The organism is Undibacterium umbellatum (assembly GCF_014284125.1).
Lineage (GTDB): Bacteria > Pseudomonadota > Gammaproteobacteria > Burkholderiales > Burkholderiaceae_D > Undibacterium > Undibacterium umbellatum.
In genome coordinates this window covers 370,664-391,501 of record NZ_JACOFX010000001.1, presented here as the reverse complement: position 1 = coordinate 391,501, position 20,838 = coordinate 370,664, and the positions used below count along the sequence as shown (strand labels likewise).

The following is a 20,838-nucleotide window of genomic DNA, read 5'->3' as shown; positions in this document are numbered from 1 at the left end:
TTTTTGGGGAAATCATGAACATCGAAAATTCTAAGGTCTCAACCCGTTTGATCACTGGTTTTGGATTGGTTTTGGGGTTATTGCTGGTTGTGCTGCTACTAGGGATCACTTACATGGCCCGGATGAATCAGCGTATGGACGAAATCGCTAACGTCAATAATGTGCAGTCTAAGTTAGCGTCGACCATGTATCTGACAGTGACCGAACGGGCGCTGGCCTTGCGAAACCTTATTCTGCTCTCTGATGAGGCTGAAATTCAGATTGAAGTAAAACGGATTGCAACGCAGACCAAGAAATACAACGATGCAGAAGAAAAACTTTCTCAGATGCTCAAATCTGATACTAACGCATCGCCTGAACAACTTACTCTGCTGGCGAGCATTAGAGATCAGGCAAAACTGTCCGAACCTTTCATCGCCAAGGGCGCTGAGCTAGGTGTCCAAAAAAAAGGTGAAGAGGCGTATAAATTGTTGCGCTTTGAATTCCGTCCGATACAAAAGAAATGGTGGGATTTGCTGAATGAATTTATCTCTGTCGAAGACAAGCAAAATACCGAAGCCATTTTGCAGGCAGAGAAAGACTATGCCAAAGCCAAGAATCTCATGTTTATGTTTGGGGCCGCAGCTTTGTTTTTGGGGGTGCTGGCTGCGTGGATCATCGTCAGGAGCCTACTAAAGCAATTAGGTGGCGAGCCACGCTATGCAGTGCAGATTGCAGAAAGAATCGCGGCAGGGGATCTGTCAGTGCCAATTCGCCTTGCTGAAAAGGATACGCATAGTCTCATGCATGCCATGGATGAGATGCAGAAGGGCCTGGCCAGCATCGTTGGTATGGTGCGCTCTGGTACTGATACTATCGCAACTGCTTCTCGTCAAATCGCTTCTGGCAACATGGATTTGTCTTCACGTACCGAACAACAAGCTGGTTCGCTTGAGGAGACAGCATCTTCAATGGAAGAATTGACTTCGACAGTCAAGCAAAACGCTGATAGTGCTAAACAAGCAAACTTGTTAGCAAAATCTGCGTCTGACGTGGCAATAAAAGGAGGTTCGGTTGTTTCCGAGGTTGTGCAAACCATGGGGTCCATCAATACTTCATCCCGTAAAATTGTCGATATCATTGGGGTGATTGATGGCATTGCTTTCCAAACCAATATACTGGCGCTCAATGCTGCGGTAGAAGCGGCTCGTGCCGGTGAGCAAGGGCGCGGCTTTGCTGTTGTCGCTACTGAGGTTAGAAATTTGGCGCAACGCTCAGCCGAGGCCGCGCGTGAAATCAAGCATTTGATAGATGACTCTGTCACCAAGGTAGGCATAGGTGCAAAGCTCGTTGATCAGGCAGGCGTGACCATGGACGAGATCGTGATCAGTATCAAGAGGGTCACCAGCATCATGAGTGAAATTATGCTGGCCAGTCAGGAGCAGACGGCTGGTATCGAGCAAATCAATGAAGCGATTGTTCAAATGGATGATGTCACCCAACAAAACGCGGCTTTGGTGGAGGAGGCTGCTGCCGCAGCGACAGCGTTGCAAAACCAGGCCGATGATTTGTCTGAATTGGTAAGTACCTTCCAGCTGAGCGCTGAAAAGTACGAGGAACCAAAATGGAGTGAACCTTCCACGGACGACAAAAAAATCATTCCTTTGATAAAGAAAGCGGCCAGTCAGGAAAAAAACAAAGCAGCAGTAAAGCAAATCAAACGCGTAGCAAACTCCAGCAATAACCCGCAGTCTGGCAGTGCAGATTGGGAAGAGTTTTAATGAGCTGGATCGTTTTTGATTACAACGGCAAACCCGGGAGTCGCCAATGCAAGCGAACACAAGCCTACTGAAAGAGCAAACTCAGCTTGATCAATCACCAGTCAGGGTGGAGCGCAGAACGCAGTTTGGTCGTTTTGTGCAAAATCCGCAGACCAGCGGGGTGGATATCAAGTGGCACTATGGCGTCGTTAATTCCAGTGCACGTGAACGTTTGATGAGGCAGAGCCCCGCTACGTTGTGGCTCACTGGCTTGAGTGGCGCCGGTAAGTCGACCCTGGCATATGCACTGGAAAAAATTTTGCTCGAGCGCGGCCATTGTTGTTTCGTAGTGGATGGTGATAATTTACGCCATCATTTGAATAGTGATCTTGGTTTTTCTGCTCATGACAGACGCGAAAATATACGCAGGGCTGCGGAGGTCGCTCATCTGATGAATGAAGCAGGCATGATTGCCATTACTGCATTTATTTCACCATTTCGTGATGACCGGGCCATGGCGAAAGAAATCATAGGTCAGGAGCGTTTTGTTGAAGTACATGTCAGTACGCCAGGCATAGTGTGCGAGAGGCGCGATCCTAAAGGGTTGTATGCCAAAGCACGCAGAGGAGAAATCCCGGATTTTACTGGCGTCTCTGCTCCGTACGAAGCGCCTTTGGACCCTGATCTCGAAATCAATTCTGAGCAACACACCATAGAAGAAGCTGCAGAAAAACTCTACAGACATTTGATAGGATTATGCTATATCAAATAGCGGCTAAAAGCGGGAAATTCATGCCAGCAGAGATCAACAATTCAGTGCAAGCCTATGATGTATTTAATGGTGACGCCGATGGTATTTGCGCCTTGCACCAGTTAAGGCTGGCTGAACCCCGTACAGCAGAACTGGTCACTGGCGCCAAGCGGGATATTGATTTGCTGACCCGCTTTGAAGTCAAGAGTGGTGACAGGCTTACAGTCCTGGATATTTCGCTGGATAGTAATATCTCATCATTGCGCAAGCATCTGGCTGCCGGTGCAGAGATCACTTACTTCGATCATCACAATGCAACGCATGCCTTTGAACATGAGCATTTGCATTTGCATTGCGACATGGCTGCTGATGTATGCAGCAGTATCCTGGTCAATCGCTACCTAAACAATCTGCATTGGCAGTGGGCCGTAGTGGCGGCTTATGGTGATAACTTGCCAGCAGTCGCAACTGCGATGGCAAGCGAGGCTGGCCTGAATGAATCGCAACGCGACCAGCTACAAGAGCTCGGTATTTTGCTCAACTACAACGCTTATGGCGAGTCAATAGATGATTTGCATTTTCACCCTGCAGCTTTGTATCAGGCTGTACATGACTATGTTGATCCCTTTGATTTTTTGAATAGCGCCGGACAATTTGTAGTGCTGCGTAATGCCTATGCCAGTGATATGGCGTTCATGCAAGGTTTGCATGCTTACCGCCAAAGTGAATTAACGTCCATCTTTATCTTGCCTGCACAGGCATGGGCCAGACGAGTCTCCGGCATTCTGGCAAATCAATTGACGCAAGAGCAGCACGGAAAGTCTTTTGCGGTGCTGACCTCAAAACCAGATGGCAGTTATGTTGTCAGCATACGTTCGGGTGATGCAGACAATTGCCCGGCCAGTCAATTTTGCTCCACGTTTGCTACTGGTGGCGGGCGACGTGGTGCAGGTGGCATCAACAATTTACCAGCATCAGAAGTAGATGGTTTTATTCAAGCATTTATAGCTTATTTCGACAAAATGGAAAGACCGCAACTCAGCTTGTCATGACCTGACAGGGTGGCAAGGTGGTTCTTCCAGATTCCTACCTTCAAGCATGGGGAGAGTATCATGGCAGAATCAGATAGTGTGACCAACGTACAAAAAACGGCTGCTGGCAGTAAGCGACCGACGCCTGTCCTTATGATACCCTTGCGCCGCTGTGGCAGTCATGCCCTGCGTCTGCGCCTGAATAACAGCAAGGAATTTTATTCGCCTTATCCCTTGCATATCGTTGATTTCATGCCCCTGGTGCCGCGCTATGGCGATCTAAATGACGACGAGTCTTACTTCAGGCTGGTCGTCGATGTCATCGGCTTGCAATCAGCCAGTATGGTGAAATGGAAAGGCATGGTATTTGATCCGGTGGATGTGTTTGAGTCGATTAAAGATGATCAGCGCAATGTGCACAGGATATTGTGGGAATTGTTATTGCGCACAGGCGAGCATCATCATGCCAGTATCGTCATGGATAAGTCGCTCGATAGCGTGCATTATGCAGAAGAGCTTTTGCAGATATTCCCGAATATGCTGTTCCTGAACGTAGTCAGGGATCCCAGGGCGCAGGTCGCTTCCATGAACAAGGCCATTATTCATGATTATGATTCGACGCTGAATGCCATGGCATGGTTGGAGGCGCATCAATTGTCGCGCGATATCGTTAAACTCCATCCAGATCGCGTGCTGACGATACGTTATGAAGATTTCTTGAGTAATCAGGAAACTGTTCTAAGGGCGATTTGCGATTTCTTTGGCATACAGTACTTGCCAGAGATGCTTGACGTGACCCATTCTAGCGAGGCGCAGCAAATATCACAGATGTCAGCATTGTGGGCAAGCAACCGTTTTCCACCCGTTATGGCCAACAAGGACAAATTCAAGCAGCAATTAAGCATGCAGGAAATTGAAGTCATAGAAAGCCTGACCAAAGAATTCATGCAATTGTATGGCTATGAAATGATGACGGATGCCAGTCTGGAATTGAGTCCGGAAGTTCTGGCCGCAGCCAAGGACAAGTCAAGCAAGGGCAGGGTAGAGGCCTGGGATACTCTTAAACATGACAATTACAAGGATTATGTCTTGCGCCGCTTCAGGGCAGATTACCTGGCAAGCCTGAACCAGCGTCTGCCAGCACACTCATAAGTTAAACCAATGCAACCATAATGCCGGCACCTGTTACCAGTGTGCCGGCTACTCTTTCTGTAATCACCGCATACCTCTCCTGGGTTGCCCAGTGACTGGCTTTGCTGGCCAGCATGCCATAACCCAGTAAAATGAAAAATTCTGGGATGATGGAGCAGGCTGCAAGGATCAGCATCTGCAGACCTATCGGCTCCTTGGGGTCGATGAATTGCGGCAATATTGCCACAAACATCAACAGGGTTTTGGGATTCATCAGTTGCAGCATCAGTGCGCTGCTGAATATCTTCCTGCCACTGAGTGCTACGCCATCCAGTTTGGATATCGTCAGTGGTGATGGTTTACCAAAGATGGCCGATAAACCAAGATAAACCAGATAAGTCGCACCCATGTATTTAATCGCCAAGAATACTTTAGGTGAGGCCAGTATCAGCGAGCCTATGCCTGTCGCCGACACTGCAAAATAAATGGCATTGCCCGTCAATATGCCAAGCGTGACAAACAGCGAGGTGCGCCATCCCCTGGCTATGCCATAGGCAACCACCATCATGACAGCAGGGCCCGGGGATAAGGACAGAGCTGCTTCTGTAGCAGTGAACAAGACCCAGCTTTCCAGATTCATCGCTATCACTGCTTAGCTCTTCACAAAATTATGGATAGCCGCCAGAACCTGGTTCGCCTGTTCAGACATCAATGAATGGCCGCAATTGTCTATGACCTTCTGCTGGCTATTTGGGATGACTTTGCTCAAAGTCAGGCTGGCCTTTGCGGGCGTCATCATGTCTTTTTTGCCGAGTATGAAAAGGCTGGGGCAGGTTACTGATTGCGCGGCTGCTTCGCCATTTGCATAGGCGTTGCAAGCAGCAAAGTCCGTGTAAAAAACCTTATCTGGATTGATGGCAGAAATGCGCTGCATCAGGCGCTGGCTGACACCCATCACGTAAAATCCAGGGCCAGGGCAGGATGGCTTGTGCGCAATGGAGGTGTGCGACCAGATATTCACCATATCAATTGCTGTCTGTTCGTCATCTCTGGCGGCATTGAGCAAGGTATCTGATACTTTCATGGGGTAGGCAGTACCAACCATTATAAGTTTGTTGATGCGTGTGCTGGCTTTGAAGCAAGTCTCTAGTGCGATCAATGAACCCATGCTATGCCCGATCAGCGTGGCTTGCGCTATGCCTGCGATATCCAGCAAAGCAAGCAGCCAGTCTGCCATTTGCTCTACGCTGGTCAGCGCCTGGCCTTTGCTGCGGCCATGGCCGGGCAAATCGACCGCAAATACATTAAAACCGTGATGTGCCAGATAGCGGGTCTGCAAACCCCAGACCGAGTGATCGTTTTGCGCCCCATGGATGAAAACCAGCGTAGGTAGGACAGGGTTGTAAGCCTTGCCACCGGTATAGCAATAGGCTGCATGGCCATTGACTTCAAATAACATCTCAGGCTCCCTTCTGTGCGGCTTTGAGGCCACGTGACAGGTCTTCGATCAGATCTTCGACATTTTCCAATCCTATCGATAGACGCATGGTTCCCTCGGTAATGCCAGATGCCAGCAATTGCTCTGCCGGCACGCGGAAGTGCGTGGTTGAGGCAGGATGTATTGCCAGAGACTTGGCATCGCCGACATTGGCCAGGTGCGAGAAAATATTCAGTGATTCAATAAAGCGCTGTCCCGCAGTGCGGTTGCCCTTGATGTTGAATGAAAATACTGCACCGCAACCTTTGGGCAGCAAAGTCTTTGCCAGTTCATAATCTGGGTGATTTTCCAGTTCGGGGTAAGAGACAGAATCTACTGCCGGATGTGAAACCAGAAATTCGACAACTTTACGGGTGTTTGCTACATGCCTGTCCATGCGCATGCCCAGGGTTTCTATGCCTTGCAAGATGGTGAAGGCATTGTGCGGGCTCATGCAGGCACCGAAGTCCCGCAAACCTTCCCTGCGTGCCCTGAGTGAAAAAGCGGCAACGGTTGACTCTTCACTGAATACCATGCCATGGAAACCGTCATAAGGCTCACAGAGTTCGGCAAAGTGCCCGGTCTTTTCATAGGCTGCCTGCCAGTCAAAAGTGCCGCCATCGACCAGCAAGCCGCCTATGGCTGTGCCATGGCCGCACAGGAACTTTGTAGCTGAGTGGAAAACCAGATCGGCACCATGATCAAATGGTTTCAGCAGATAGGGTGTTGTGAAGGTGGAGTCCAACATGAGCGGCAAGTGATGCTCATGCGCAATTTCACCAACTGCCGGGATGTTCAACACATCAAGGCCGGGATTACCAAGTGTTTCTGCAAACAAGACTTTCGTATTCGGGCGTATGGCGGCACGCCATGCATCCAGGTCACGTGGATCAACAAAGGTCGTCTCTATGCCAAAACGCTTCATCGTAAAAGCCAGCAGATTTTGCGAGCCGCCGTACAAGGCACGCGAAGCAACTACGTGGGAACCAGCTCCAGCTATTGTTGTGAGGCCCAGATGCATGGCAGCTTGCCCGCTGGCAACGGCGATCCCAGCGACGCCACCTTCAAGTGCCGCAATTCTTTCTTCTAGTACAGCATTGGTGGGGTTGGAGATACGTGAATAGACGTGGCCGGCTCTTTCCATATTGAAGAGCGAAGCTGCATGATCTGAATCCTTGAACACAAAAGAGGATGTCAGGTAAATTGGGGTAGCACGTGCGCCTGTAGCGGGGTCAGGGGCTGCGCCCGCATGCAGGGACAGGGTATCAAAGCCGTGGTATTTAGGGCCGCTCATGTGTGAGAGTCTCCATATTGTGAGGCAGCAATGCTACCATCGCTGATGCTGAAGGTGCAAAAGACAGGCAAAATGCGGGTGAATTCATTAATAAAATATTTTACATGCTGGATTTTTTGCAAGGCTTGCGATACATTGCAAATAAGGTCCATATAAATGTATAAGAGGAGGGGCATCATGAAAGTCTCAGAGATACTTCAAGTGAAGGGTAATATCCTTTTCACGATCACACCTGATATCCCAATTACCGAAGCTGTCAGCGTCATGGAGGAGAAAGATATCGGCTCTCTGGTCGTGATGGAGTACGGTGATCTGGTTGGTATACTGACTTTCCGTGAAGTCATACGTGCGATTCATAAAAACCAGGGTTCACTTGGTGCTGGCACAGTCCGTAAATACATGGATGACCATCCCCTGACTGTGACACCGGAAACCGAAGTCAATGAAGTGCGCCGCATGATGCTGGAAAAACATTCGCGTTACCTGCCTGTCATGGATGCAAAAACCCTGCTGGGCGTAATTTCGTTCTATGACGTAGCCAGGGCCGTACTGGAAGCGCAAAGCTTTGAAAACAAGATGTTGAAAGCTTATATCCGCGATTGGCCGGTTGAAGAAAACGAGCAGTGATCACCCAGTGACCGCGATGTTTGAAGTAATGTATTAAATACAGCATGTTGATCTCTATTCCAGGATAGTGAATGAAACCAGATAGCTGCGTAGCAAAGTCAGGCTTGTACGGCTCCCGCCGTATAAAAGTTATGCCGCGCGAACTGGATTCCAGAGTTTGCAGGATACTGCGCCTTGTCCGGGGTAGTATTCCTGACTGCACTGCACGTCGCGCCAGCCTGCATGGTCGCGAGAACGCTGTACCTAAAGTAGATATCAATATGCACTAAACCAATTGACGCCCGCAAGCTTGTATAGCGGGCGTTTTTTATTGTCTGTTTGGACGCTAGATAAGGAAAATAATATGCAAATCGCTGTTGTTGGTGCCGGATTAGCAGGTTTGACAGTTGCGCGTCAATTGCAGGCGCAAGGTCATCATGTCACTGTGTATGAGAAAAGCATGGGCGTCAGTGGCCGCATGAGTACCAGACACACGGAACTGGGTGGTTTTGATCATGGCGCGCAATATTTCACCGCCAGCTCTGATCGCTTTAAAAAAGAAATTGCAGACTGGAAGAAGTTTGGCTGGGTCGTTCCCTGGACAGCCAAGCTGGCAACGTTGGAAGCTGGTAGCAGTAAACCAGCAGGACGTAGTGGCACACGTTATATCGCAGTACCCGGCATGAGTTCCCTTGGTAAACAACTGGCGCATGGCCTGGATGTGCGCGCAGAGCAGCATGTAACTGCTCTCGAAGAGCATGGCAAGCAGTGGCTGCTGTCCATCCGTTCAGCTACGGTACCGATTGCTGCAACTGCCGGGCCTTTTGATGCGGTGATACTGGCGGTTACGGCCGATCAGGCAGAACCCCTGCTGAGTGTCACGCCAGCCCTGGCCAAACAAGCAAAGCAGGCACGCCTGGCACCCTGCTGGACGTTGATGCTGGGGTTCCAGACTTCGCTGGACCTGCCTTATGACGGTGCCTGGATCAATAATTCCCGTCTTGGCTGGATAGCACATGATGATGCCAAACCCTTGCACAGGGCTGGCGAGCGCTGGGTTTGCCACGCAACACAGGCATGGAGTATCGAGCATCTTGAAGATGACGATGAGAGGGTGAAAGAAAAATTGACCAAGGCCTTCCACGAAGCCACAGGCTCATGGATACAACCTATTCATGCCGTTGTACATCGCTGGCGCTATGCTGAGGCCGTAAAGCCAGCGGATTCTGATTTCTTGTGGAATGGCAAGCAGGGAATAGGTGTCTGTGGAGACTGGTTTGCCGCTGGTCTTGAAGGTGCAGGCAAGGTGGAAAATGCTTTTCTTAGCGCACTTGCACTGGCAAAGGCAATTCCTGATTGATCGCCAGCTTGTTGCTGACTTTATTTGAGCAAACTGGCAAGCCCGCGTGCGGGTTTGCCAGCATCATGCAGGGTCCAGCTCTTGCGTATGCCTTTGGGTACGTGCCAGAGTGCTTTCGTGCCTGCGCGGAAAAGTACGGTATCACCCTGTTTCAGGGAAAACTTTTTGCCTTCATAATCAATATCCACGCCGCCCTCAAGCACATAGATACTTTCATCAAGCTGGTAATGCCATTCAAAGGTAGATGGGCCATCGCACTCAAAGATGCCCGAACTGGTCTCGCCATCATATGACTTGAAAAATTCAGCGGCACGAAAATTCGGCTTGCCTTCCTTGATCCAGGAGGGATCAACCTCAAAGGGTTTGACCGGTAAATTAACAGCGCTTGTGCTTGCGGGCTGTGCCTGCGTGACATAGGCGATAGCATGGTAGAAGGTTGCCCCCAGCATGGTAAGCAAAACTGTAGTTGCGCCTATCGCCAATGTTTTTTTCATGCTTTACACCCTCCTTGCTATAAGCATAACACCGCGCGTTAATCGAGTATGAAAAACAAGGTTAAATCGCAGCTGCAAACTTGGTATTTCTGTAATTACAGAGCTAACTTTCATTATCCATGAGTGCGCTCACCAGTTTGCAAGCGCCATAAGGCAGCATAGCCAGCATCCAGTGCCAGCAATTCGTCATGCGTGCCACTTTCCATGATCTCTCCAGCTTCCAGCAAGTGTATGCAATCTGCCTGACGTACCGTGGATAAACGATGAGCAATGACGATGGTGGTGCGGTTGCGGCTGACAACATCCAGGCTGCGTTGTATCGCTGCTTCGGTTTCATTGTCGACGGCACTGGTGGCTTCATCGAGTATCAGTATGGGTGGATTTTTGAGAATGGCGCGAGCCAGTGCCAGGCGCTGGCGCTGGCCGCCCGATAATTTTTGGCCACGTTCACCAATACGGGTGGCAAAGCCTAGCGGCAGTTTGGAAATGAACTCCATTGCTTCGGCTGCCTGCGCTGCATCCCTGATGGCGGCATCATTAACATCCTGCATGCCATACGCGATATTCTCGGCTATCGTGCCATCGGTCAGGAAACTGTCTTGTGCAACATAACCTATGCAGCGACGTAAGTCTTGCAAGTTGATCTCATTGATCTCTGTGCCATCGAGTGTAATTTTTCCAGCTTGTGCAGAATAAAAACGCAAGAGTAATTTCACCAGCGTTGATTTGCCTGAGCCGGTAGAGCCGACAAAGGCGATAGTCTTGCCAGCGGGGATGTGTAGGCTGATTTGCTGCAAAGTTTTTTGATTGCCATAAGCGAAATCGACTTTGTCAAACTGTAAGTCCCCCTTGATTTGTGCTGGTGCGACATGTTTGCCTTCGTAGGGGATATTGATTTTGGTATCCAGCAAGCCCATGGCGCGGTCTATGGCCGACATTGAACGCTGATACATATCAGCCACGTCAGCCAAGCCTGTCATAGGCCATAGCAGGCGTTGCGTCAGGTACACCAGTACTGAATAAGCGCCGACTGCCAGTTCGCCTTGCAAAGTCAGCCAGCCGCCGTAGACCAGGGTAGCAGTAAAGCCTGCCAGAATCGCCATGCGAATTACCGGTGTGATGGCGGCGCTGATAGCAATGGCACTGCTATTCGCCTGACGATAGGCATTACTGGCTTCGGCGATATGATTTTTTTCAAAGCTTTCTGTGGCAAAGGCTTTGATTGTCGCCAGGCCCAGCAAATTATTATTCAAGCGGGCGCTGACGTCGCCGGCAGCTTCGCGCACTTCAGAATAGCGTGGTGCCAGGCGTTTTTGAAACCAGAATGCACCTATCAGTATCAGCGGTACTGGCAATAGAGAGATAACGGCAAGAGATGGTTGCAAAGTGAAAAACACTGCGCTGACCATGATGGAGGAACAGATAACCTGGATGATCTGGTTTGCGCCGCCATTGAGGAAACGTTCCATCTGGTTGATATCTTCATTGAGGATGGACATCAGGTTGCCAGTGCGCTGGTTTTCAAAATAAGCCATCTCGAGTTTTTGCACATGATCATACGTGTCCAGACGCAAATCATGCTGCAGGTTTTGTGCCAGTTTTCGCCACTTGATGGACAGCAGATATTCAAACCAGGATTCACCAGCCCAGATCAGGGCATTCACTGCACCGAGGAACATCAGTTGATGCCAGGTGTCGGTAATGCCAAAACCACCCAATACCCGCTTGGCCAAAAAACTCTTGTCGCCATTGATGACGATATCTACCGCGACACCAATCAAGACCTCAGGTAGTACATCAAAGGATTTATTTAATATCGAATAAATGGTCGCCAGACGAAAGTCACTGCGATAAGCTTTGGCATACTGAAATAGTTTTTTAAGGGGATGGACTGGTGGCATGGCAGGATTTACTCGATTGCAGAAAACAAAAGGGACTGCAAATTTTACAGTCCCTTCTTCATTTATGCTTGACTATGTCAATTATTAATCTTCACGGCGCAAATGCGGGAAGAGGATTACGTCACGGATGTTAGGTGAATCAGTAATCAACATCATCAAACGGTCTATACCAATACCGCAACCGCCAGTTGGTGGCAGGCCATATTCCAGGGCGCGGATGTAATCAGCGTCGTAGTACATGGCTTCTTCATCGCCAGCATCTTTTGCCGCAACCTGCGCCTGGAAGCGTGCCGCCTGGTCTTCTGCATCATTCAATTCAGAGAAGCCATTGGCAATTTCACGGCCTGTCATGAATAGCTCGAAACGCTCGGTAATGCCTGCAACCGTATCAGATGCACGTGCCAGTGGCGAGACTTCAACCGGGTAATCGATGATATAGGTCGGGTCCCACAATTGTGCTTCTGCGGTTTCTTCAAACAGCGCCAGTTGCAATGCGCCCAGACCGGCTGTGGCAAAAGGTTTGACACCAAATTTCAGCAGTTCTGCCTTGATGAAGTCAGCGTCATGCAATTGTTCGTTGGTATAGCCCGGTGCATATTTATTGATAGCTCCAACAATGGTCAGGCGCTGGAAGGGTTTGCTCAAATCCAGTTCACGGCCCTGATAGGTCAATACTGCGGTGCCGTGCGCATCTTCAGCAGCTTTGCGGATGACTTGCTCGGTAAAGTCCATGAGCCATTTGTAATCGACATAGGCTGCATAGAATTCCATCATCGTGAATTCTGGATTATGGCGTGGTGACACACCTTCATTGCGGAAGTTGCGGTTAACTTCAAACACGCGGTCAAAACCACCGACCACCAGACGCTTCAGATACAGCTCAGGCGCAATACGCAGATACATCTGCATGTCCAGCGCATTGTGATGCGTGATGAAAGGCTTGGCAGCAGCGCCGCCAGGTATCACGTGCAGCATTGGTGTTTCCACTTCCATGAAATCATTGCTGTTCATGAATGTGCGAATAGAGTTCATGGCTGCGGTACGCGCCTTGAAAGTGCGGCGCGTGTCTTCGCTCATGATGAGGTCGACATAACGCTGACGGTATTTGGTTTCCTGATTGGCCAGGCCATGGAATTTGTCAGGCAAAGGACGCAGGGACTTGGTCAGCATGCGCAAGGTCGTGACCTTGACAGTCAATTCATCAGTTTTTGTTTTGAATAGCACGCCTTCTATACCCAGGATGTCGCCCAGATCATAGTGACGGAAGGCTTCCATTTCAGCTTCGCCGGTTTTGTCAGTGGTGACATACAACTGTATGCGGCCATCAGCCTTGATGCCAGAAGCGTCTTGCAGTGTTGCGAATGCTGCTTTTTTCCCAGCTTCACGTTTCAACATCATGCGACCAGCGACACTGACTTCAACATTCAGTGCTTCCAGTTCTTCACGACTCATTGCACCGTATTTGTCGGCTAGTTCCGCTGCCTTGTGTTGTGGGCGGAAATCATTCGGGAAGGCTACGCCTTTGGCGCGGATAGCGTCCAGTTTGGCGCGACGTTCGGCGATGATGGAATTTTCATCAACAGGCAATTCACTTGCTGTCGTGTTATTGATATCAGACATAATTTTCCCTAAGGGAGGGCAGGCATCTGGCCTGCGGGTTTTGATTCTTTAAGGCTGCGCAGGCGATTGCCTGCGCACGTACGCAATATATGTAGTGTGTTAAACGCCTTGCTTTAAGGATGCCGCAATGAATTCATCCAGGTCACCATCCAAGATTGCCTTGGTGTTGCCAGATTCAAAATTCGTGCGTAAATCCTTAATGCGTGATTGATCCAGTACATAAGAGCGGATCTGATGACCCCAGCCTACATCGGTCTTGGAATCTTCCAGATTCTGTTTTTCACTCATGCGCTTGCGCAGTTCAAGCTCAAACAGTTTTGCCTTCAGCATTTCCCAGGCTTCAGCACGGTTTCTGTGCTGGCTGCGGTCATTCTGGCATTGAACAACAATACCGGAAGGGCCATGCGTCAAACGGACAGCGGAATCGGTTTTATTAATATGCTGACCACCGGCACCAGAGGCGCGGTAAGTATCGGTACGCACATCTGCGGGATTGATGTCGATCTCAAACGAGTCATCCACTTCAGGATAAACAAACAGGCTGGAGAAGGAAGTATGGCGACCATTGTTGGAGTCAAATGGAGACTTGCGTACCAGGCGGTGCACACCGGTTTCCGTGCGCAAAAAGCCATAGGCGTATTCGCCTTCGACTTTCAAAGTAGCGGTCTTGATACCAGCGATGTCGCCGTCAGACTGTTCCATGATTTCGACTTTGAAACCCTTGCGTTCGCAATAACGCAAATATTGACGCAACAGCATGGATGCCCAATCCTGTGCTTCAGTGCCACCGGCACCAGCCTGGATATCGATAAAGCAGTTGTTCGGGTCCATGGGGTTGTTGAACATGCGGCGGAATTCCATGCCTTCAACCAGTTCACGCAGGCTCTGGGCATCAACTTCTATGGCTTCAAGGGTATCGTCGTCGTTTTCTTCGCGTGCCATGGCGAACAGGTCATTCGCATCGCGCAGGCCGCTATCCGCTTTGACCAGCGTGTTGACGACGTTTTCCAGGGATTTTTTTTCTTTGCCTAGCTCCTGGGCGCGTTTGGGATCATTCCAGACGGCAGGGTCTTCCAGCTCGGCGTTGACTTGTTCCAGTTTCTCTGACTTGATATCGAAGTCAAAGATACCTCCGGAGTTCGGCTTCGCGGACGGTCAGGTCGGCAAGCAGGGCGGACAGGCTATTGAGGCGTTCAGCTTCCATGATAGGTATACTTTTCTAATGCAATCAAACCTTGCATTATACCTTGGTGCGGTGCGCTTGATGTAAATTGCTCACATGGACATACTCAAATGAGACGAAACCCCGACAGATTTGCCAGGGCTTATTGATTGCATGTCAAACACCGAGATCAGTTCAGCACGGACCTAGTTACCAGACAGAGTTGGTGATGGTAGGTTTTGAATCTCTGTGGCTTTCCATCCACTTTGCCAAATGGGTTTTGAAGCAGGATGGGCAGATATGATATTGAATCTGTGTTGACTGGCCACCATGGGGGAAAGACTCTTCCTCTTCAAGTTGCAGGGTGGTGATGGATTTTTCGTGTTCTTTGCTTGCCCAGTTTTCATCCCACTTTGATTCCGCACCACAAACATCACAGGTGAGCTTGTCGAAAACCTCTTCGGTATGCTCAAGTATCAGTACTGTTTTCATGTGTTTCATACTTCCTCCCTGTTTTGTGAGTCGGACTTGGTGGCAAGTGATGATTTGATTCTACATCAGTGGAGAGACATGAAAAGAGACGAATGAAAAAAAAGCTGCGCTGATCGGCGCAGACCAGTGCAGCTTTCATTCTATTATCAGATTGCCCTTACTTATTAGCGTCTGCCAGTCTTGTTTGCCGCAGTTTTAGGCTTTGCTGACTTGTATGCCAGGCCAGGTCTTGTTGAACTGGTGGCAGGGGCTTTACCTGGTGTCGTTTTTGCATTTGCTGCAGCGCGCGCATAAGACTTTTTGCCAAATGTATCAATTTTTGGTGCAGCTACCCGTTTGCCATTGGCAACACCACTTTCATCTATGGTGATGGGAATATGTGGCTGGCGCAGTGGTATCAGATGCCTCGGGCCGCTACCTATCAAGTCGCGCCTGCCCATTCGCACCAGGGCTTCATGGATGATTTCCCAGTTTTCAGGAGCGTGATAGCGCAACAGTGCTTTGTGTAGCTTGCGTATCTTGCCTGAGCGAGCCGTTTCCACTACTTCAGAATCGGCAGTGACTTTCTTGAGCGGATTCTTGCGGGTATGGTACATGGTGGTTGCCAGTGCCATAGGCGTAGGCATGAATGTTTGCACCTGATCGAGCTTGAAATCATTTTTCTTGAGCCAGACTGCCAGATTCACCATGTCCTCATCGGTAGAGCCCGGGTGGGCGGCGATAAAGTAAGGGATCAGGTATTGTTCTTTGCCAGCTTCTTTCGAATACTTCTGGAACATGGCCTTGAACTCATCATAGCTGCCTATGCCTGGCTTCATCATTTTCGACAAAGTGTCAGCTTCTGTATGCTCAGGCGCGATCTTCAGCAGGCCGCCGACGTGGTGGGTCACCAGCTCTTTTACATATTCTGGTGAGCGCACCGCCAGGTCATAGCGCAGGCCGGAGCTGACCAACACTTTCTTTATGCCGGGAAGGGCGCGCGCCTTGCGGTAGATCGAAATCAGCTTGCTGTGATCAGTGCCCAGGTTGGAGCAAATGCTAGGGTAGACACAGGAAAGTCGACGGCAGGATTCTTCTATCTTCTTGTCCTTGCAGGCAAGGCGATACATATTCGCCGTTGGGCCGCCAAGATCAGAGATAGTGCCGGTAAAGCCTTTGACCTTGTCGCGGATTTCTTCTATCTCGCGCAAAATCGATGGCTCAGAGCGGCTTTGTATGATGCGGCCTTCATGTTCGGTAATCGAGCAGAAAGTACAGCCGCCAAAGCAGCCGCGCATGATGTTGACTGAGAAACGTATCATTTCCCAGGCTGGTATGCGGGCCTTGCCATAGGCAGGATGGGGAGCACGGGCATAGGCGCGGTCATAAACGCCATCCATTTCATCCATGGCCAGCGGCAAAGGTGGCGGGTTCAGCCAGACATCACGGTCACCGTGGCCTTGTACCAGTGCCTTGGCATTGCCGGGGTTGGCTTCCAGATGGAATACGCGTGAGGCATGGGCATACAAGACGGCATCTCCCTTGACTTCATCAAAGGATGGCAGGCGTATCACGGATTTATGTTGCTTATTGCGCAGCATGAGCTGGCGTTCTTCGCGGCTCATGATGCGTATGGCTTGTAGTTGCACGACGTCAGCCTTGGTTTCGACTTTGGCTTCAGGCTTGGCTTCCGCAGAGGTGGTGGTAGCAGGCGCATCGCCCGTGGCGCATTTCGCCTCTTTCTCGGGAATCATCGCATACGGATCAGTATGCGTCTCGATTTTGCCGGGCGTATCAATTTTGACAGAGTTAATTTCTGTCCACTCTTCATCTGGCAGCCAGCCACGTGGTGTCATGAAGGCGGTGCCGCGCAAATCACGGATATCCTTGATTGCTTCGCCATTCGCCAGGCGGTGTGTCAGATCAATGAGGGCGCGTTCGGCATTGCCAAACAACAGAATGTCGGCTTTTGAATCTGGCAAGACGGAACGCCTTACTTTGTCAGACCAGTAATCATAATGGGCAATACGGCGCAGACTGGCTTCGATGCTGCCAGCGACTATGTTGGCATCAGGGTAAGCTTCACGGGCACGCTGGGCGTACACCACCAGCGCACGATCCGGGCGCTTGGTGCGGTCGCCATCCGGCGTATAGGCATCTTCAGAACGTATCTTGCGGTCGGCGGTGTAACGATTCACCATGGAATCCATATTGCCAGCAGTAACACCAAAATACAGATTCGGCTTACCCAGTGCACGGAAAGCGTCAGCAGATTGCCAGTCAGGCTGGCTAATAATGCCTACACGAAAACCATGATGTTCCAGCAGGCGGCCTATCAGAGCCATGCCAAAACTGGGATGGTCAATATAGGCATCGCCGGTGACAAGGATAACGTCGCAACTATCCCAACCCAGTGCATCCATTTCGGCGCGTGACATGGGTAAAAAAGGTGCGGTATTTTTTCCGCCAACTTCGGGGCGAAAACGAGGGAAAGAGAATAGATTTTTAGGCTGAGCGTTCATTGGCGGAATTGTACCGGAAAGCTGCTGGTTTTGCGTGGCGATAAGGAAATTCTTCTGGAAAATCAAAAGCTTGCATGAAATTGATAGGGCTTTTTGTTGGCTAATTGCTATGTTCAGATGACGAGCCTGACAAGGTCGTAAAGTGCCTGATGCCTGGTATGAGAACTGTCAGGTAGAAATTTCCTCAAATTAGTTTGCTCTTTCAAGAGCTAATTCCATATTAGATATAGCTGTTTTCGCGTAAAATCGCGCCAATATTAATTTGGCAGGAGAAGCACATGAGTATCAAATCAGACAAGTGGATACGCCGCATGGCAGAACAAACCGGCATGATAGAGCCGTTTGAACCTGGCCAGGTGCGTGAACGTGATGGCAATCGCATCGTCAGCTATGGCACGTCCTCATATGGTTACGATATACGCTGTGCCGACGAATTCAAGATTTTTACGAATATCAATAGCACTATTGTTGACCCAAAAAATTTCGATGAAAAATCCTTTGTCGATTTCAAGGGTGATGTTTGCATCATCCCGCCTAATTCATTTGCGTTGGCACGGACGATGGAGTATTTCCGTATTCCACGTAGCGTATTGACAATATGCCTGGGTAAATCTACCTATGCGCGTTGTGGCATCATCGTCAATGTCACACCGTTTGAACCTGAATGGGAAGGTTATGTGACGCTGGAGTTTTCAAACACTACGCCATTGCCAGCCAAGATTTATGCAGGTGAAGGTTGTGCACAGGTCTTGTTCTTCGAGAGTGATGAAGTCTGCGAAACATCCTACAAGGACCGTGGCGGCAAATATCAGGGACAAGTTGGCGTAACTTTGCCGAAAACCTGAATTTAATAAATTGATGCAACCGGACTACGCAGCCATACTTCAGACAATTTATGCTGAAGTCCAGCCTTTGTTGCCTCAGGGAAAAGTAGCTTCCTATATTCCTGAGTTATCGAAAGTGTCGGCCCAGCATTTTGGCATGGCTGTGTATTGCCTGGATGGTAGTGCCTACAAAATAGGTGACAGCCAGCAAAAGTTTTCTCTGCAAAGTGTGACCAAACTGTTTGCGCTGGCGCTGGCATTTTCTCGTGAAGGCGATGCGATTTGGGAGCGGGTAGGGCGTGAGCCTTCCGGCAATCCCTTCAACTCGCTGGTACAACTTGAGTATGAACGTGGTAAGCCGCGTAACCCATTTATCAATGCAGGTGCACTGGTCATCGCCGATATCTTGTCGGCCCGCTTTGTACAGTCGGATATTGCGGTTCAACAGTTTGCCAGGATAATTTCCGGTGAGCCTTCCATCGATTTTGATATTGCAGTTGCCCAGTCTGAACGCCAGACAGCGCATCGCAATTACGCGATCGCGCATTTGATGAAGGATTTTGGCAATCTGCATAATCCTGTCAAAACTGTCATCGACAGTTATTGCCGTCAATGCTCGCTGACCATGACTTGTACGGAATTAGCCATGGCTGGCAGCTTTCTTGCCAATCATGGCAGCGTACCCTGGAGTGGACAACAAATCCTTGATGCCAGTTCATCCAAGCGTCTGAATGCACTGATGCTGACTTGCGGCACTTATGATGCGGCAGGTGATTTTGCTTATCGCGTAGGTTTGCCAGCCAAGAGTGGTGTTGGTGGTGGGATTTTGGCACTGGTGCCGGGGGAGCTGGCCGTGGCTGTCTGGTCACCGGGGCTGGATGCAACAGGTAACTCGCTGGCGGGCACTTATGCGCTGGAGCGCTTCACGACCCTGACAGCCAGATCCATATTTTGATGAGGGCCACTGCACGCATTTTTAGCGTGTAGTGGCAAGTATCAACTAGGCCATAAATCCCAGATTGCGGTTTGAAAAATTCACGATATTCGGAAAAATGTCATTGATCTGGCTTGTGCTGAGTCCAAACCAGTTCGCCAGTGTAGCGCCGTACTGATCAACAGAAATCTGTGGCAGCAAGCTACCTGAACCTACATCCAGGCTATGTTTGAGTCCCGTGACCGGGAATTCGCCATACATATTATTGCCTTTTACTGCGCCACCGACGATAAAGTGATGAGATCCCCAGCCGTGATCCGTGCCATCGCCATTGCTGGTAAAGGTCCTGCCAAAATCCGAAGCGGTGAATAGGGTTACTTGCTTACGCATATCAGTGCCCTGCAAGTTACCCATGACACCGTCAAAGTAACTGATAGCATGCGCCAGTCTGGCCATCAGGTCGGCATGCGCAGTACGCTGGGCATCATGGGTATCGAATCCACTCAAACTGACAAAAAACACTTGTCTTTGTGCGCCAAGGGCGCTGCGTCCAGCAATAATCCTGGCGACAGTCTGCAATTGTGCGGCCAAAGCATTGTTGGCAAGATTGCCATTGTTTGGATTGGTATACTGCGCAGGATTTGGAACTCCAGTAGCACCAGCCGGTGCCATCGCAGGGCTGAGCAAGCTTTGTGCATTGATGGACCGATTGGTGACCGCCGCATGTTCTTTCTGGAACAGGTTGGCGGTGTCCGATGCAATAATGTTCTTCAAGGGGTTGCCAGCTGTGCTTGATCCAAACAGGCTGCCTGTCAGACCACCTATGGGGACTGCACCCGATGCACTGACCTGATATTGATTGACAGTACGGCCGGAGAGAAAAACTGCATTGCCAGAAGCCGAGATCGCCGTAAACACAGGGTAAGCATTACTGGAGGCCAGCATGTCACCCATGCGACCGCCCCAACCATAAGCCGCACCTTCTGGTGCATAGGCTTGCCACAATGATTGCTGGTCATTATGGGAAAATAGCTTGGGAGGTAGGGGCACGCTGGCTGCCTTATATTGTGCCAGAGTAGTGGGTACGATCAAGGGGCCGACATTGCTGAGTATGGCTGCGCGGCCATTCTCAAACAGCGTCTTTAACGGCCCCAGTTGCGGGTGTAGTGCAAAGCTGCGGCCTGCCTGGGATGTGGTTGGGTTGATGGGTAAAACGCCGCCATTACTACTGGTCGCAGGCAGGGCAATCGAGCCTGCCTCATTGGTTGTGCGCACAGTCAGGTATTGATTCCACGACGTGCTGTCAGTGGCCAATACAGTATTGGCATGGTCGTTGGCACCATACAGGAAAAGGCATACCAGGGCCTTGTATCCACCTGGCGAAGTTTGTGCGGCAGCGGACCCCATGGTTGCCAGGTTGATGGCAAATGGCAGACTGGCACTACCCGCAGCACCTGCTACGCCAAGTGCCGTAGAAACACGCAAAAACTCGCGGCGTGAAGCATTCACTTTAGTCATGAT

19 protein-coding genes are annotated in these 20,838 nt (G+C 50.1%); 9 read left to right on the top strand and 10 right to left on the bottom strand.

Annotation, left to right across the window (positions count from 1 at the left end):
- The first annotated feature begins 14 nt into the window (after positions 1 to 14).
- Genes H8L47_RS01875 through H8L47_RS01860 form a run of 4 tightly spaced genes read left to right on the top strand, consistent with a single transcriptional unit; the run spans position 15 to position 4,673 of the window.
- On the top strand, positions 15 to 1,760 hold the full coding sequence (locus H8L47_RS01875) for a methyl-accepting chemotaxis protein (RefSeq protein ID WP_186952001.1): 1,746 nt from the start codon (positions 15 to 17) through the stop codon (positions 1,758 to 1,760).
- Positions 1,761 to 1,806: 46 nt separating this feature from the next.
- The gene (cysC, locus tag H8L47_RS01870; RefSeq protein ID WP_186951536.1) at positions 1,807 to 2,511 is read left to right on the top strand and encodes an adenylyl-sulfate kinase; all 705 of its coding nucleotides are present in this window, start codon (positions 1,807 to 1,809) and stop codon (positions 2,509 to 2,511) included.
- 20 nt (positions 2,512 to 2,531) lie between these two features.
- Positions 2,532 to 3,542, top strand: coding sequence for a hypothetical protein (locus H8L47_RS01865; RefSeq protein ID WP_222616368.1), 1,011 nt, complete (start codon positions 2,532 to 2,534; stop codon positions 3,540 to 3,542).
- Positions 3,543 to 3,602: 60 nt separating this feature from the next.
- On the top strand, positions 3,603 to 4,673 hold the full coding sequence (locus tag H8L47_RS01860) for a sulfotransferase family protein (protein WP_186951535.1): 1,071 nt from the start codon (positions 3,603 to 3,605) through the stop codon (positions 4,671 to 4,673).
- A gap of 1 nt (position 4,674) precedes the next feature.
- Here H8L47_RS01860 and H8L47_RS01855 read toward each other — a convergent pair whose 3' ends face one another.
- The 3 genes from H8L47_RS01855 to H8L47_RS01845 are packed head-to-tail and all read right to left on the bottom strand — an operon-like array spanning position 4,675 to position 7,423.
- On the bottom strand, positions 4,675 to 5,292 hold the full coding sequence (locus H8L47_RS01855) for a LysE family translocator (RefSeq protein WP_230413577.1): 618 nt from the start codon (positions 5,290 to 5,292) through the stop codon (positions 4,675 to 4,677).
- Between the two features lie 12 nt (positions 5,293 to 5,304).
- A complete protein-coding gene (locus tag H8L47_RS01850; protein ID WP_186951533.1) occupies positions 5,305 to 6,111 on the bottom strand; it encodes an alpha/beta fold hydrolase in 807 nt (268 codons plus the stop codon).
- Between the two features lies 1 nt (position 6,112).
- Entirely contained in the window at positions 6,113 to 7,423 is a 1,311-nt protein-coding gene (locus H8L47_RS01845) for an O-acetylhomoserine aminocarboxypropyltransferase (RefSeq protein ID WP_186951532.1), read from the bottom strand.
- A 177-nt stretch (positions 7,424 to 7,600) separates the two neighbouring features.
- On the opposite strand from H8L47_RS01845, the gene H8L47_RS01840 reads away from it, so the two are divergent.
- The 3 genes from H8L47_RS01840 to H8L47_RS01830 all read left to right on the top strand — a co-directional run bounded on the left by H8L47_RS01840 (position 7,601) and on the right by H8L47_RS01830 (position 9,389).
- Positions 7,601 to 8,050 carry a CBS domain-containing protein gene (locus H8L47_RS01840; RefSeq protein WP_186951531.1) on the top strand — a complete coding sequence of 150 codons (450 nt, stop codon included), beginning with the start codon at positions 7,601 to 7,603 and terminating at the stop codon, positions 8,048 to 8,050.
- Positions 8,051 to 8,121: 71 nt separating this feature from the next.
- Positions 8,122 to 8,319 carry a hypothetical protein gene (locus tag H8L47_RS01835; protein WP_186951530.1) on the top strand — a complete coding sequence of 66 codons (198 nt, stop codon included), beginning with the start codon at positions 8,122 to 8,124 and terminating at the stop codon, positions 8,317 to 8,319.
- Between the two features lie 74 nt (positions 8,320 to 8,393).
- On the top strand, positions 8,394 to 9,389 hold the full coding sequence (locus H8L47_RS01830; protein ID WP_186951529.1) for an NAD(P)/FAD-dependent oxidoreductase: 996 nt from the start codon (positions 8,394 to 8,396) through the stop codon (positions 9,387 to 9,389).
- Positions 9,390 to 9,409: 20 nt separating this feature from the next.
- Here the strand turns inward: H8L47_RS01830 and H8L47_RS01825 are convergent, their stop codons facing one another.
- From H8L47_RS01825 to H8L47_RS01800, 6 genes are all read right to left on the bottom strand, one after another.
- On the bottom strand, positions 9,410 to 9,883 hold the full coding sequence (locus tag H8L47_RS01825; RefSeq protein ID WP_186951528.1) for a cupin domain-containing protein: 474 nt from the start codon (positions 9,881 to 9,883) through the stop codon (positions 9,410 to 9,412).
- A gap of 113 nt (positions 9,884 to 9,996) precedes the next feature.
- Positions 9,997 to 11,784: an ABC transporter ATP-binding protein gene (locus H8L47_RS01820; protein WP_186951527.1), complete on the bottom strand. Its 1,788-nt coding sequence runs from the start codon at positions 11,782 to 11,784 to the stop codon at positions 9,997 to 9,999.
- A gap of 84 nt (positions 11,785 to 11,868) precedes the next feature.
- Entirely contained in the window at positions 11,869 to 13,404 is a 1,536-nt protein-coding gene (gene lysS / locus H8L47_RS01815; protein WP_186951526.1) for a lysine--tRNA ligase, read from the bottom strand.
- 99 nt (positions 13,405 to 13,503) lie between these two features.
- A protein-coding gene (gene prfB, locus H8L47_RS01810; protein ID WP_186951525.1) for a peptide chain release factor 2 occupies positions 13,504 to 14,608 on the bottom strand; the annotation gives its coding sequence in 2 pieces (ribosomal slippage) (positions 13,504 to 14,526 and positions 14,528 to 14,608; 1,104 coding nt in all).
- Between the two features lie 168 nt (positions 14,609 to 14,776).
- Positions 14,777 to 15,067, bottom strand: a complete 291-nt coding sequence (locus tag H8L47_RS01805; RefSeq protein WP_186951524.1) for a hypothetical protein — start codon at positions 15,065 to 15,067, stop codon at positions 14,777 to 14,779.
- Positions 15,068 to 15,222: 155 nt separating this feature from the next.
- Entirely contained in the window at positions 15,223 to 17,559 is a 2,337-nt protein-coding gene (locus H8L47_RS01800) for a YgiQ family radical SAM protein (protein ID WP_186951523.1), read from the bottom strand.
- A gap of 278 nt (positions 17,560 to 17,837) precedes the next feature.
- Here H8L47_RS01800 and dcd point away from each other — a divergent pair, with 278 nt between their 5' ends.
- Together dcd and H8L47_RS01790 are read left to right on the top strand one after the other, a co-directional pair.
- On the top strand, positions 17,838 to 18,404 hold the full coding sequence (gene dcd, locus H8L47_RS01795) for a dCTP deaminase (RefSeq protein WP_186945400.1): 567 nt from the start codon (positions 17,838 to 17,840) through the stop codon (positions 18,402 to 18,404).
- 13 nt (positions 18,405 to 18,417) lie between these two features.
- The gene (locus tag H8L47_RS01790; RefSeq protein ID WP_186951522.1) at positions 18,418 to 19,338 is read left to right on the top strand and encodes a glutaminase; all 921 of its coding nucleotides are present in this window, start codon (positions 18,418 to 18,420) and stop codon (positions 19,336 to 19,338) included.
- A gap of 45 nt (positions 19,339 to 19,383) precedes the next feature.
- Here H8L47_RS01790 and H8L47_RS01785 read toward each other — a convergent pair whose 3' ends face one another.
- On the bottom strand, positions 19,384 to 20,835 hold the full coding sequence (locus H8L47_RS01785) for a DUF1501 domain-containing protein (RefSeq protein ID WP_186951521.1): 1,452 nt from the start codon (positions 20,833 to 20,835) through the stop codon (positions 19,384 to 19,386).
- Positions 20,836 to 20,838 lie beyond the last annotated feature (3 nt).